Annotated in this window: 14 protein-coding genes; 10 read left to right on the top strand and 4 right to left on the bottom strand. The window is 60.9% G+C overall.

The features are described from left to right. Window positions 1–61: 61 nt before the first annotated feature. Entirely contained in the window at window positions 62–856 is a 795-nt protein-coding gene (locus EXZ61_RS21705; RefSeq protein WP_142813994.1) for a substrate-binding periplasmic protein, read from the top strand. Next, window positions 795–3,185 (top strand): EAL domain-containing protein, encoded by a 2,391-nt coding sequence (locus EXZ61_RS21700; RefSeq protein WP_142813993.1) that lies wholly within the window; start codon window positions 795–797, stop codon window positions 3,183–3,185. Before EXZ61_RS21705 ends, EXZ61_RS21700 begins: the two co-directional genes overlap by 62 nt. Here the strand turns inward: EXZ61_RS21700 and EXZ61_RS21695 are convergent. Then, on the bottom strand, window positions 3,182–3,802 hold the full coding sequence (locus tag EXZ61_RS21695; protein WP_237219035.1) for a TetR/AcrR family transcriptional regulator: 621 nt from the start codon (window positions 3,800–3,802) through the stop codon (window positions 3,182–3,184). The genes EXZ61_RS21700 and EXZ61_RS21695 overlap by 4 nt on opposite strands. Before the next feature lie 115 nt (window positions 3,803–3,917). Between EXZ61_RS21695 and EXZ61_RS21690 the strand changes: the two genes are divergently transcribed. The 8 genes from EXZ61_RS21690 to EXZ61_RS21655 all read left to right on the top strand — a co-directional run bounded on the left by EXZ61_RS21690 (window position 3,918) and on the right by EXZ61_RS21655 (window position 11,481). Continuing rightward, window positions 3,918–5,249 carry an NAD(P)/FAD-dependent oxidoreductase gene (locus EXZ61_RS21690; RefSeq protein WP_142813992.1) on the top strand — a complete coding sequence of 444 codons (1,332 nt, stop codon included), beginning with the start codon at window positions 3,918–3,920 and terminating at the stop codon, window positions 5,247–5,249. Next, a complete protein-coding gene (locus EXZ61_RS21685) occupies window positions 5,246–6,103 on the top strand; it encodes a DUF1365 domain-containing protein (protein ID WP_142813991.1) in 858 nt (285 codons plus the stop codon). The genes EXZ61_RS21690 and EXZ61_RS21685 overlap by 4 nt, the downstream gene beginning before the upstream one ends. A gap of 60 nt (window positions 6,104–6,163) precedes the next feature. After that, window positions 6,164–7,426: an SAM-dependent methyltransferase gene (locus EXZ61_RS21680; protein ID WP_142813990.1), complete on the top strand. Its 1,263-nt coding sequence runs from the start codon at window positions 6,164–6,166 to the stop codon at window positions 7,424–7,426. Then, entirely contained in the window at window positions 7,423–8,046 is a 624-nt protein-coding gene (locus EXZ61_RS21675) for a chalcone isomerase family protein (RefSeq protein WP_237219034.1), read from the top strand. The genes EXZ61_RS21680 and EXZ61_RS21675 overlap by 4 nt, the downstream gene beginning before the upstream one ends. Window positions 8,047–8,071: 25 nt before the next feature. Next, window positions 8,072–9,445, top strand: coding sequence for an MFS transporter (locus EXZ61_RS21670; RefSeq protein ID WP_142813989.1), 1,374 nt, complete (start codon window positions 8,072–8,074; stop codon window positions 9,443–9,445). 8 nt (window positions 9,446–9,453) lie between these two features. After that, the gene (locus tag EXZ61_RS21665; protein WP_142813988.1) at window positions 9,454–10,056 is read left to right on the top strand and encodes a DUF3833 domain-containing protein; all 603 of its coding nucleotides are present in this window, start codon (window positions 9,454–9,456) and stop codon (window positions 10,054–10,056) included. Window positions 10,057–10,168: 112 nt separating this feature from the next. Beyond that, window positions 10,169–10,978, top strand: a complete 810-nt coding sequence (locus EXZ61_RS21660) for an SDR family NAD(P)-dependent oxidoreductase (RefSeq protein ID WP_142814365.1) — start codon at window positions 10,169–10,171, stop codon at window positions 10,976–10,978. Window positions 10,979–11,028: 50 nt separating this feature from the next. Continuing rightward, window positions 11,029–11,481 carry a nuclear transport factor 2 family protein gene (locus tag EXZ61_RS21655; RefSeq protein ID WP_142813987.1) on the top strand — a complete coding sequence of 151 codons (453 nt, stop codon included), beginning with the start codon at window positions 11,029–11,031 and terminating at the stop codon, window positions 11,479–11,481. Window positions 11,482–11,527: 46 nt separating this feature from the next. Here EXZ61_RS21655 and EXZ61_RS21650 read toward each other — a convergent pair whose 3' ends face one another. The 3 genes from EXZ61_RS21650 to EXZ61_RS21640 form a co-directional block, all read right to left on the bottom strand. Beyond that, entirely contained in the window at window positions 11,528–12,205 is a 678-nt protein-coding gene (locus EXZ61_RS21650; RefSeq protein WP_142813986.1) for a tetratricopeptide repeat protein, read from the bottom strand. 91 nt (window positions 12,206–12,296) lie between these two features. Next, window positions 12,297–12,596, bottom strand: a complete 300-nt coding sequence (locus EXZ61_RS21645; RefSeq protein WP_142813985.1) for a DUF1330 domain-containing protein — start codon at window positions 12,594–12,596, stop codon at window positions 12,297–12,299. A 76-nt stretch (window positions 12,597–12,672) separates the two neighbouring features. Then, entirely contained in the window at window positions 12,673–13,572 is a 900-nt protein-coding gene (locus EXZ61_RS21640; RefSeq protein ID WP_142813984.1) for a LysR family transcriptional regulator, read from the bottom strand. Between the last annotated feature and the right edge of the window lie 73 nt (window positions 13,573–13,645).

The following is a 13,645-nucleotide window of genomic DNA, read 5'->3' as shown; positions in this document are numbered from 1 at the left end:
TGCTTGGTCTTCGCAAGGCTTGCCACTAAGATGGTCTTTCTGTCATTCAAGGGCCATTCTTTTGAAGCATCCAACCCCATTGCCCCACCGTGCCGCCTTGCGAGGTGCGCTGCACTTTGCGGTGGTGCTGTGGTGGGCTAGCTGTTCGGTTGGCGTAGGTTGGGCTCAAGCACCGCAACCTTTGTTGCTGGGTACCCCTAGTGCCGAGGGCACGTACGGGGGCAGCTACATACGGCGGGTGTACAAAGAGTGGTTTGCACGGTTGGGCATTGCCATGGACATTCAAATGTTTCCTATGGCACGGTTGACGCTAGAGCTAGACAAAGGCCGCATAGACGGTGACACCGCCCGGGCCCTCGCCTTTGGTGAAAGCCACCCCAAGTTGTTGCGGGTGGGGGAGCCCGTGATGGATGTAGGGCTGGCCTTGTGGGCGACCAACCCTAAAGTTCAAATCGACCGGTTGGAAGACTTGGCCACCTCGGGGTTGACGGTCAGCTATGCGCGAGGCGTACTGATGTGTGAACAATTGCTGCGGCCTTTGGTCCCTCTTGGGCGCTTGGTCGATGTGACCGGCAATGTCAACGCCTTAGAGATGATGTATTTGGGGCGTCTATCGGTTTACTGTGGCGCGGATGTCTCGGTCATCTCGGATGCCCAAGAAAGTTTGCCCAACCGTCCCCCTCCCATCAAGGTGCTAGACATTGGCAAGCCCACGCCTTTGTTTCTCTACTTGCAGCCTAAACACGCTGAACTGGTGGCACCATTGACGAGCACCCTGAAGAAAATGCGTACCGATGGCACCTTGGAGCGCATTCGCAAAGACACGCAGCGCGAATTTCGGTACCCCGGCAACTGACGGAGACAACAGCACTGTGGATAGCACCCCTGATCTGGCTAATTTTCTGCACGAGCTGGGCTCCAACGCCGGGCTGATTGCGTTTTTGGTGGTCATATTTCACGCCTTGACCCATGCATCGACCGCGACACTGGCGCCTCAGCGGCGCATGCGCCCCTACAAACTTGCGCTGCTGGGGGTTTGCTTTGGCCTTGGCACATGGTTGGCAATGTCGAGCCCATTGCCCTTGCAAAAGGGTGTGTTGGTCGATGCCAAAACCGTTGTGTTGGGCTTAGCGGGGGCCTACCTGCCACTGCCCAGTGCCGCCATAGCAGCCGCCATCGCTTTGGCCTACCGAGCTTACTTGGGCGGCTTCGGTATGGAGGCTGGCATGCTGGCTATGGCGGGCGCTACCGTAGTGGGATACGCGTTCAAGCTCGGCAAGACTGCAGTCGTTGCACGGCTTGGGACGCTGGGCTGGCTTTTGGGCCTGGGGGGCGCATTGGCGGGCTTGGGCATTGCATTGCTGCTGGTGCTGCCAACCCCCTTGCGCTGGACGCTCTTGGCCCAACTGTGGCTGCCTGTGAGCGTGATGTTTCCCCTGGGGGTGCTGGTATTCGGCGCACTGTTTGAAGGGGTTGTGCATTTGCAGCGGCGTGAAGAAGAGCTGCGCATCGCGGCGATTGCGTTTGAGTCGCAAGAGGGCATGTTTGTGGCCGACGCCCAATGGCGCATCTTGCGGGTGAATCGCGCGTTTGAGGCCATTACAGGGTACAGCCTCCAACAAGCCTTGGGCCAGCAGCCTGCCACCCTATTGGGTTCTGGGCGGCACAACGCCTATTTCTATGCAGAAATGGCGCAGCAAGTCCGTACCCATGGCACGTGGCAAGGTGAGGTCTGGGACCAGCACATCAGTGGGCGTGAGTACCCGGTCTGGCTCATCATCACGGCAGTCAAAGGCGATGAAGGAAGCCTCACGCACTACGTGGCCACCATGACAGACATCACGCAGCGCAAAGCCAGCGAAGCGCAAATAGCAAAATTGGCGTTTTACGATGCACTCACGCAGCTGCCCAACCGCCGCCTTCTGATGGACCGCCTTGCACAGGCGCAGCTGGTGGGACTTCGCAATGGCCGTAAAGGTGCCTTGCTATTCATCGACCTTGACAACTTCAAGTCACTCAACGACACACAGGGCCACGACAAAGGGGACGCACTGCTCCAACAGGTGGCCTTGCGGTTGCGCGCCACCGTGCGCGAAGCCGATACGGTGGCGCGCTTAGGCGGCGACGAATTTGTGGTCATGCTCGAAGACTTGAGCGAAGACCGCTTAGAAGCCGCCAACGCTGCAGAAATGGTGGGCGTCAAGGTGTTGGCTGCACTCAACCACGAGTATGTGCTGGGTGAGCTGGTGCACCGCAGCACACCGAGCGTTGGCGTGACCTTGTTTGGTGAGCAGGCAGAAAGCACGGACGAGCCGCTCAAGCGCGCCGACCTGGCCATGTACCAGGCCAAAACCGCAGGGCGCAACACACTGCGCTTCTTTGACCCCCAAATGCAAGCGGCCGTCACTGCGCGTGTGGCCATGGAGCAGGGCTTACGCGAGGCATTTGCCCAAGGGCAATTTGTGTTGTTTTACCAACCGCAGGTGAACGTGGATGGCCGAGTGTTTGGCGCGGAGGCCCTGGTGCGCTGGCAGCACCCAGAGCGTGGGCTGGTGCCACCCGGGGAGTTCATTGGGCTGGCAGAAGAAACAGGGCAAATCCTTGCGTTGGGCCATTGGGTGCTAGAAACAGCGTGCTGGCAATTGACCTACTGGGCCCAACAGGCGGACATGGCGCACTTATCGGTGGCGGTGAACGTGACCGCACGTCAGCTGCAGCAACGCGACTTCGTGGAGCAGGTCTTGGCGGTATTGGCCCGCACGGGGGCCAAGCCCTACCGCTTAAAGCTTGAGCTGACCGAAAGCCTCTTGGTCACCAGCGTGGAAGACGCCATAGCAAAAATGGCGGCGCTCAAGGCACGTGGCGTGGGTTTTTCGTTAGATGACTTTGGCACGGGCTACTCTTCACTCGCTTACTTGAAGCGCCTTCCGCTGGAGCAGCTCAAGATTGACCAAAGCTTTGTGCGTGACATATTGGATGACCCCAACGACGCGGCCATTGCAAAAATGGTCATTGCCTTGGCCGAGAACTTGGGGCTGAACGTCATTGCGGAGGGGGTTGAAACACCAACCCAGCGCGCATTCTTGCAAGCCCAGGGGTGTATGAACTACCAAGGTTACTTGTTTAGCCGCCCCATTCCTGTGTCGGATTTTGACGCGTACGTGCGCAGTTGCGTACCCGCTTAGGCGCGAGCGCTCAAGCCATCAAAACAGGTGCTCAGCACCAAGGCAATGATTTCTTCATCGCTGTGCTGGCCGCCTATTTTCAAAAACTCCAACACCGGGTCGCAGGCGCGGGCAAACAGGGTGTACAGCACGGCAATGGCAGGCAGCTTGGCGTTGAGGGCACCGTTGGCTTGGGCCGCTTCAATCCAGGCGCCCAGACGGTCGCTCACATCCATCAGGCCATCCATATAGTCTTTGTGGGCCATGAGGGTGGCGCGCAAGCTAGAGTTTTGGCTGGGCAGCGATGGCATTTCACCTGCGAGTTTGAGGCCCATGGTCCACGCCACCACGGCGCGTAGCTTGTCTTGGGGACTGTCTTGGGCGGGCAAGCCGTCTAAAAACGCCTGTGCGCGCCGCATGACGGACACCATGGCGGCAGCTGCCAGATCCTCTTTGCTGGGGAAATGCTTGTACAGGCTGGCCTTGGCAATGCCCACATCGGCCGCCACTTCGTCCACCGTCATCGCGTCAAAACCCTTGTCGGCCAGTAGCCGATTCACGGTTTGGATGATGGCTTCCTCACGGGCCTGGAGCATTTGCTCTTTGAAAGAGACTTTGATGACGTTGCGGGTAACCATGGAGCGATTGTAGCCGTATTGGTCTAAACATGAATGCAAAGTGCAAAAAAATACTGTACAGTTCAAACATGACTGAAAAGTACAAATCCACTATTTCCGCCTGCGGGGGTGCCGCTTGACCCTCAAAGTTGCCATCGTCGGCTCAGGCATTTCTGGCTTGGCGGCCGCCCACGCCCTCTCGGGCAAAGCCGAAATTACTCTTTACGAAGCCGGCACTTACTTTGGTGGCCACACCCACACGGTGGACGTCACCTTGCCCCAAGGCGGCAGCGGCCCGCGCGCAGCCGAACGCATGACCCACGGTGTAGACACCGGGTTTTTGGTGTTCAACGAGCGCACCTACCCCCACTTGATTGCCTTGCTTGAGCAGCTAGGCGTGGCTACGGCCAAGTCGGATATGTCGTTCTCGGTGCAAGCCGCCCAGAGTGGCGGGCGGGCTTTGGAGTGGAGCGGCTCCAATCTGAGCAGCCTCTTTGCCCAGCGCAGCAACCTGGTGAGCCCCCAGTTTTGGGGCATGTTGCGCGACTTGATGCGCTTTAACGCCATGACCACCCGCATTGCTATGGCGGGCACCGAGGCCGAGCTGGCCCAGCCCTTGGGCGAGTTTTTGAAAGCTAACGGCTTTGGCCAAGCGTTTTGCGACTGGTACTTCTTGCCCATGATGGCCTGCATCTGGAGCTGCCCCACGGCGCAAATGCTGCAGTTCCCGGTCAGCACCATGGTGCGGTTTTGCCATAACCACGGCTTGCTGCAAATCAGCAACCGCCCCCAGTGGTGGACGGTGCAGGGCGGTGCCAAGCACTATGTGGACAAAATTGTGGCGGGCATTGGCCGCAAGCACCTGGCCACGCCAGTGCGCCGCATCAGCCAGCAAACCGCCAGCGAAGGCAAAGCCACCGGCGTGTGCGTGAGCACCGATGCGGGCGCGGCCTACTTCGACAAAGTCATCATCGCCACGCACTCCGACCAAGCTTTGGCCATGTTGGAAGCCCCCACCGCGCAAGAGCGTGCGCTCTTGGGGGCGGTGCGCTACCAGAACAACCGTGCCGTGCTGCACACCGACACCCGCATGCTGCCCACGCGGCGCGTGGCCTGGGCCGCATGGAACTACGAGCGCGCCGCCAGCAGCGCCCAAGAAAACAGCCAGGTGTGCTTGCACTACCTGCTTAACCAGTTGCAGCCCCTGCCTTGGCAAACGCCGGTGGTGGTGTCGCTCAACCCCCTGCGCGAGATAGACCCCGCCACCGTGCTGGGTGACTTTGATTACGCCCACCCCGTGTTTGATTTGGCAGCCGTGGCAGCCCAGAAAAGCATGCATGCACTGCAAGGCGTGCACAGCCGCTACTTCTGCGGCGCGTGGATGGGCTACGGCTTCCATGAAGATGGACTCAAAGCAGGCTTGGCAGCGGCCCAGCGCTTGCTGCAAGACGCGGAGTTAGCGGCATGAGCGTGGCCGCCGCTACTGCGCCACAGGCCTTGATCGGCTTTGGCCAGGTGCGCCACCACCGGCTGCGCCCTGTGGCCAATGCGTTTGCCTACCCCACCTACTTTTTGATGCTGCCCCTGCGCTCACTGAGCGCTGCGGCGTCATCCACTCAGAAGGAAGGCTGGCGCATCAACCAGCGCGGCTTGCTGAGCTTTCATGAAACCGACCATGGCGACGGTCGCACCCCCGCGCAAGGGGGTGCCATTGCGTGGTTGGACGCGCTGCTGCACAGCGAAGGCATTTTTGACGCCACGGGCGAAGCCTGGCTGCACTGCTACCCGCGCGTGCTGGGCTACACCTTCAAGCCGGTGAGCTTTTGGTACTGCCACCGTGCGCCCGAGGACCAAGGCGGCGCACTGCGCGCCATTGTGGTGGAGGTGAACAACACCTTTGGCGAGCGCCACTGCTACCTGCTGGACGCACCGCGCATGGGCGTAGAGCAACGCGCGCGCAAGGTGTTTCACGTCTCGCCGTTTTGCCAGGTACAGGGCTACTACCGCTTTCGCTTTATGCGCACCACCCACCAAGGCCAAGACAAAACCGTGGCCCGCATCGACTACTGCGACGCACCCTCAATGCAAGCGACTGAATCTCCCCCACCCCCCCATGCGGCCAGCGACGTGCTCTTGCAAACCAGTGTGAGTGGCACCTTAGAGCCCATCACGCGCAACAGCCTTCGCCGCGCGCTGTGGCGCTACCCGGCCATGACCTTGGGCGTGGTGGTCCACATCCACTTGCAGGCCCTGCGTTTGTGGCGCAGCGGCGTGCCCTTTTTCAGCAAGCCACAGCCCCCGGCCAGCCTGGTCTCCCGCTAAGCATGGCCCCAACTTTGCAAGTTACAGCTTTTGATCCATCGTCTATTGAATGAGCGCACCATGAACACCGCCACTGCCGCCCCCTACGCCCTGCCTGCCGACGCCCCGGCCGCCGCGCGCAGCGCCTTGCGCCTGCTGCAAAACCTGCGCCATGGCGCACTCACCTTGCAGCTGCCCGACGGCACCCAGCGCCGCTATGGCGAGCACCCGCAACACACCACCTTGCACAGCCCCGACCACCCGGCCGCCAGCATCACCCTGCACAACTGGAACGTGTTTGCCGCAGCCCTGAAGTCGGGCGACATCGGCTTTGCCGAGAGCTACATCGCGGGTGACTGGACCACGCCTGATCTGACCGAACTGCTCAAGGTGTTTGCCGCCAACCGCAAGCAGGTGGAGAGCATGATCTACGGCACCTGGTGGGGCCGTTTGTTCTACCGCATCAAGCACCTGCTCAAGCACAACAGCCGCGCCAACAGCCGCAAAAACATCCACGCCCACTACGACTTGGGCAATGCGTTTTACCGCCTGTGGCTGGACGACACCATGAACTATTCGTCGGCCTGGTTCCAGGGCGACTTGAGCCGCCCCTTGCCCGAGGCGCAAACCGCCAAAGTGGTGCGCGCGCTGGAGATGGCGCAGGTGAAAGCGGGCGACCGCGTGCTGGAAATCGGCTGCGGCTGGGGGGCCTTGGCCGAGCAAGCCACCACCCGCTTTGGCGCCTCCATCGTGGGCGTGACGCTGAGCACCGAGCAGCTGGCCTATGCCAATGCGCGCATGCAAGGCTTGGGTGTGGCCACCGGCCCCCAAGCCACGGCGGACCTGCGTTTGCAAGACTACCGGGACATCAGCGACGCCCCTTTTGACGCCATTTGCTCTATCGAAATGATTGAAGCCGTGGGCCAAGCCTACTGGCCCCAGTACTTTCAGACGGTCGCGCGCCTACTCAAGCCGGGCGGCCGCGCCTGCGTGCAAAGCATTGTGATTGCCGACGACTTGTTTGAGCGCTACCTCAAGTCCACCGACTTTATTCAGCAGTACATCTTTCCGGGCGGCTGCTTGCCCTGCCCCCGCGAGTTTCGCAAGCAGGCGCAAGCCGCCGGGCTGGAGGTGGTGGATGCGTTTGAGTTTGGCCCTGACTACGCCGAAACCCTGCGCCGCTGGCGCGATGCGTTTATGGCCCAGCACGCGCAGGTGCAGGCACTGGGCTTTGACGAGCGCTTTAGCCGCATCTGGCAGTTCTACCTGGCCTACTGCGAGGCGGCGTTTGACATTGGCGACATCAACCTGGTGCAGTTCACGCTGGCAAAGCCTACACTATGAAAACGATAGCTGCTTGCGCTTATTCCATGGGCGATAGAGGCCAATTTGGCCTTGAAAATGCCAGAAGGCACCTGAGCGCTGCTGCGTTGGCCATGGCGCTCGCGGGTGTTGGCGGGCCACTGGCCTATGCCAATACCCTGCCGCAGGAAGTGCGCGTCGCCTTGCCCCTGGCGCAGGCCGCAGGCCAAGCCACCATGACCTTCTGGGGCTTTGACGTCTACACCGCACGCCTGTGGGTGGCCCCCGGTTTTGACGCCGGAGCCTATGCGCGCCATGGCTTTGCGCTGGAGCTGAACTACCTGCGTGCGTTTGACGGTGCCGACATCGCCAGCCGCTCCCTGGTGGAGATGCGCCGCCAAGGCAGCTTTGACCCAGCAACGCAAGCGCGCTGGGAGCAGCAAATGCGCGCCGTGTTCCCCGATGTGAAGGCAGGCGACCGCATTACCGGCGTGCACCAACCCGGCGTGGGCGCCAGCTTTTCATTGAACGGCAAGCCTTTGGGCGAGGTGGCCGACCCTGAGTTTGCGCGCGTGTTCTTTGGCATCTGGCTCTCACCCCAAACCTCAGAGCCTGCTATGCGCTTGGCCTTGTTGGCCAAAGCGTCAGCGGCGCGTCCTTGAGACACAGCACCACGGCATAAGCACCATGCAAGCGCACGCCACACCGTCTATCGCAGACACGCCTGCACCGCAGGGTGGGGTCGCGCCAGCAAGCGCTGCCCTGCGCGTGGCAGACGGTGTGCGTTACGGGCTCTTGGGTTTTCCGCTGGCGTTTTGTGCCCTGCCGCTGTACGTGCTCATGCCCAATCTGTACGCCACGCAGTGGGGCGTGTCCTTGGCGGCCCTGGGCGCAGTGCTTTTGGCCGCCCGCATTTTTGACGCACTGCTAGACCCGCTCTTGGGGCGCTGGTGCGACCATCTCTACGCCCGTTCGCTCGGGGCGGTGCAGGCCATGGGCCGCTGGGCAGCCTTGCTGTTAGCGGTGGGGTTTTGTGCGCTGTTCACACCGGCCGTGCGCGAGAGCGATGCGCTGCTGTGGTGGGCCTTGGGCAGCTTGCTGCTCACCTACCTGGGCTACAGCGCACTGACCGTTGCGCACCATTCTTGGGGTGCCATGCTGGGGGGCGATGCTGTGCGGCGCAGCCACATCGTGGCCTGGCGTGAAGGCATGGGGCTGGTGGGCGTGGTGCTGGCTGCGGTGATTCCCGGTGCGCTGGGTTTGCCTGCCATGCTGTGGGTGTTTGTGGTCGGTTTGGCGCTGGCGTGCTGGGCGTGGAGCTATGCACTGCGACCTGAGCGCCCAGCGCCAGTTGCCGATACCGCTGCTGGCCCCGCCGATCAACCGCTGAGCCTGTGGCACGCGTGGCGTGTGCCTGCCTTTGTGCGCTTGATGGCGGTGTATGTGCCCAATGGCATTGCCAGCGCGGTGCCTGCCACCTTGGTGCTGTTCTTTATCCAAGACCGTTTGCAGGCGGATGCCGCTTGGCAGTCGGCCTGCTTGGCGCTGTATTTTGTGAGCGGGGCTGCGTCGCTGCCGCTGTGGATGCGCGCGGTGCGGCGCTGGGGGCTGGTGCGGTCGTGGGGTTTGGGCATGGTGCTCTCCGTGCTGAGTTTTGCAGGCGCTGGCCTCCTGGGCGCGGGCGACGTGGCGTGGTTTGCGCTGGTGTGCGTGCTCTCGGGCACGGCGCTGGGGAGCGACCTGGCGCTGCCCGGTGCCCTCTTGGCCGGTGTGATTGGCGACGCGGGCCACCAAGGCCGTGGCGAGGGCGTGTACATGGGCTGGTGGAACTTTGCCACCAAGCTCAATCTGGCCTTGGCTGCGGGGCTGGCGCTGCCACTCTTGGGCCTCTTGGGCTACACCCCCGGCGCGCGCGAACCCCATGCGCTGCACATGCTCAGTCTGGCTTATTGCGTTTTGCCACTCGTCCTCAAAGGCATTGCCTTTGCGGCCCTTGCCTGCTTATTGCTCAAGCGGGAGGCATTGCCGCATGCCCGCATTGCTTCGTCCACCCCTACCTGAGAACCACCATGACTGATATTTCTATCGCTTCACACTTGGCTGCTACCGCACCAAGCCCACGTGCCAGGCGTAGCAGCAGCTGGCTGCGCAGGGGCAGCTTGGCGGTGCTGCTGGCGGGCGGCTTGCTCACTGGCTGCAGCACCCCGCAAGTGACGGACTACGCCAAAGAAACGCCGGTGCTTGAACTCAGCGAGTACTTCAACGGCACGCTGGATGCCTATGGTGTGTTCACCGACCGCTCAGGCCAAGTTGTCAAGCGCTTTACGGTGGTGATGAAGTGCACCTGGGTGGGTGACCAAGGCACGCTGGACGAGCTGTTCACCTACTCCGACGGCACGACCCAGCGCCGCGTGTGGCGCTTGACGCGGCACGCCAATGGCCGCTTCACCGGGGTGGCTGACGACGTGGTGGGCACCGCCGAAGGCCAGCAAAGCGGCAACGCCTTTCGCTGGTCCTACACCTTGGCGCTGCCGGTGGATGGCACCGTGTGGAACGTGCAGTTTGATGACTGGATGTACCTCATGAGCGACAAGGTCATGCTTAACAAGGCCGCCATGCGCAAGTGGGGTGTGCACTTGGGCGAAGTCACACTGTCGTTTCACAAGAGATAAATATGCCGCTAGCCCTTATCCCATCAGCGCAAGCAGCTATCGATTTGCTAGCTAGCAGCGCACACCCCCTAAGCGCTGCCGCGCCATGGCCACAGCCCACTCAAAGGCCACTATGTCGCTAAACACCCGCATCACCCAATGGGCCGGGCGTACCGTCTGGCTTATCGGCGCGTCCACCGGCATAGGCCGGGCCACCGCCTCGCAGCTGCATGCGCTGGGGGCCAAGGTCATCGTTTCGGCACGCAGCGCACAGGGGCTGGACGCCTTTGTGAGCGAGCACCCCGGCAGCCAAGCGCTGGCGCTGGATGTGACCGACACCGCCTCAGTGCAAGCCGCTGCGGCGCAAGTGCACGCGCAAGGCGGGCTGGACTGGGTGGTGTACTGCGCGGGCCACTACCGCGAGATGCGGGCCAATGCCATCGACCTGGCCGACGTGCTGCGCCACAACGACGTGAACTACTTAGGCGCCATGCGGGTGCTAGATGCTGTGACGCCTTTGCTGCTAAAGCAGGCCAAGGCCAATTCACTGGGCGGCGTGGCCCAGCGCGGCCACATCAGCCTCATGGCCAGCGTGGCGGGCTACCGGGGCCTGCCCAAGAGCTTGGCCTATGGCCCGACCAAAGCCGCACTCATCAACTTGGCCGAAACGCTGTACCTGGATCTGCACCCGCAAGGCGTGGACGTGTCACTGGTCAACCCAGGCTTTGTCGACACGCCGCTGACGGCGCAAAACGAGTTCACCATGCCCGCCCTGCTCACCCCCGCGCAAGCCGCACAGGCGATTGTGAAAGGCTGGGCACGCGGCGCGTTTGAAATCCACTTCCCCAAGCGATTCACGCTGTGGCTCAAGGTGCTGCGCTGCCTGCCCAACCCCGTGTTCTTTGCGCTGATGCGCAGGGTCAGCCCGCCTGAGGCAGCGTGACCTTGAGAACCGCTTGCCATGCCTCACACCCTAAACCCGCGCCCTCTGACATGACCATTGACACTTCCAGCGATATGCGCACCGCCGTGGCCGCCATCGTCCACGCCTTTGAAACTTTGAGCCCCCAAAGCGTGCAGGCGCTGGGCGACATCTACGCCCCCAACGCCAGCTTCAAAGACCCCTTCAACCACGTGCACGGCCTAGAGGCGGTGAAAGGCATCTTTGCCCACATGTACGAGAGCTTGGAGCAGCCCCACTTTGTAGTGAAAGACCGCGTGGTCGACGGCACGCAATGCTTCTTGACCTGGGAGTTTCGCTTTCGCTTCAAGAACTTCAAACAAGGCGAAGACCAGTGCATCCTAGGCGGCTCCCACCTGCACCTAGACAGCAGCGGCCGCATCACGATGCACCGCGACTACTGGGACGCGGCCGAAGAGTTGTACGAGAAACTGCCGCTGTTGGGGGGACTGATGCGCTGGCTGAAAAGGCGGGCGAATAGTTAGGGCTAAGGTGGCGTATATCGAGACCTACCTCTGTGCCCCCTAGTCATCAACTGGGCGTTGCTTTCAACTCAAGCTTTCCATTGCGAATGGCATCAATGAGTTGATTGATGCTTGGGTCGTTGGGATTTCTAAGCTGGTAGTTCTCAAAGTTTTTCAAAGCCTGTGTCTTGTCACCAAGTGCCAGATGTGTCATTCCTAGAGCGTAAGCAGAATCAGCAACACCAAGGGCCAAAGCCTTGTCCAAGAACGTAAGCGCCTCCTTGGGTTTTCCAATTCCCGCTAAGAAGGATCCGTACAAATAGTTGCCTCGCGGATCAGCCGGTGATGCAGCCAATAGCTTTTGAAAATTGGCATTGGCTTTGGCGGCAGCCCCCTCAATATCGAGATTGTGTCCGAGGCTGTTGAGTTGACCGGCGCGAACAAGAAGCTCTTGGTTCGGAGTGGGGCCGCTGGTCACAATATCCAGCATGCCCGAAAAAGTCTTCACGTCCTGAATCGCGCGCTTTTGGTCCTCTGGAGTATCAAACTTTGGTGGGTAGTTCTTCGCATGCGCTGACAGATCGTTCAGCATTTGATCAAGATACTCGCCTTTGATACTGTATCGCTTTCCCGAAGGTGTTTCAGTGATTTTGAGCAGTTGGACAGGATCGTAGTGCCCATAGGGTTGGGCATTACTTGTGCCGGTGAGCAAGCCAAAAAGCATTGAAAGCAAGAAACTGCGCATGTGTGTCCTTAGTCTGGGCGAGCAGTAGGGATTCTGCATTTTGTGAGTCATTGCGTCATGCATTTGTCATGGTTCAACCAAGTAACTCAAATCACACCGCAGGCAACACCCCCTCAATTGCCACCAAGGTACCCGTTGCTGCGCGCTGGCGTATGGCTTTGGCGGCGGTGTATTCGGGGGAGAAGTAAAAGGCTTTGAGCTGGGCCATGGTGGGGAATTCCAGAATCACTTGCCGCAGGGCTTTGCCCTCGCCTTCTAGCACCTCCACCGCGCCGCCACGCACCAAGTAGCGCCCGCCGTGCGCTGCGATCATGGCGGGCACCTGGGCGCGGTAGGTTTCGTACAGCGCGGGGTCGTGGATTTCAATGTTGCCGTAGATGTAGGCGGCCATGGGCAGACTCTCTTTCTGGGTTGTGAATAGGAGCAGGGTAAATCGGGGCGCAAGGGCTCTATGTTTGTCGTGGCGTCTAGTTCAGCCGAGGGTCGGCGCGCAAGCGCTCTACGGCCAGGTCAATGAATGCACGTACGCGCTGAGGTGCATGCCTACCTTCTCTGTGCACCACATGCACGGGCAATGCGGCGGGCTCGAATTCAGTCAGCACGGTTTTGAGCGTCCCGTTGCGAAAGTGTTCGGCCACTTGGTAGGAGAGCAGGCGCGTCAGGCCAAAGCCGGCTGCTGCTGCGGCCAATGCGGAGTCGTTGGTGGATGTTGTCATTCGCGCCTCCAAGTGAACGCTTTTGATGTCACCGTTTTCCACCAGCTTCCACACAGGGTTTGGCGTCACGCTGCTGGACGAGACGATGGTGTGTGCGTGCAGGTCGTCGGGGACAAGTGGTATGCCGTGCTTGGCAAGGTAGTCGGGTGATGCGCATATCACGCGCCTGACCTGTCCCACCCGAATGGCTTGCATGGAGGAGTCGGGTAGCTCACCAATTCGCACGGCAACGTCCACCCCCTCATCCACGAGGTTGACGATGCGGTCTAGAAACAAGCATGACGCGCTGACGTCAGGGTAGCGGGCCAGGTATTCGGTGATCACCGGGGTCACGTAGAGCCCACCAAACAACACGGGGGCTGAAATGGTCAAGCGCCCTCTGGGCGACGCATGCATGCCACTGACGGATTCATCGGCTTCCAGCATGTCGGCCAAGATGCGCCTACAGTCTTGCACATAGCGTTCACCTGCATCTGTGACCCGAACGGTGCGGGTGGTGCGCGTGAGTAGCCGCAGGCCCAGGTGCTGCTCTAACTCGTTGATAGCCCGGGTCACTGCCGGTGGCGACATACTGAGTTTGCGGGCGGCCCCTGCGAATCCATTGGTGTCCACCACAGCGACGAAGACGTTGATCAGGTGAAAACGGTCCATAAAGTTCCATTGGGTGGCGTAGTGAATTGAGTTTACTGGCGACAGTCATGTTTGCAGGATCTCAATCCAGTTG

The sequence above is a fragment of the Rhodoferax aquaticus genome (assembly GCF_006974105.1).
GTDB lineage: Bacteria > Pseudomonadota > Gammaproteobacteria > Burkholderiales > Burkholderiaceae_C > Allorhodoferax > Allorhodoferax aquaticus_A.
Note: the sequence above shows the minus strand (reverse complement) of the source record. Positions and strands in the feature narration are given on the sequence as shown.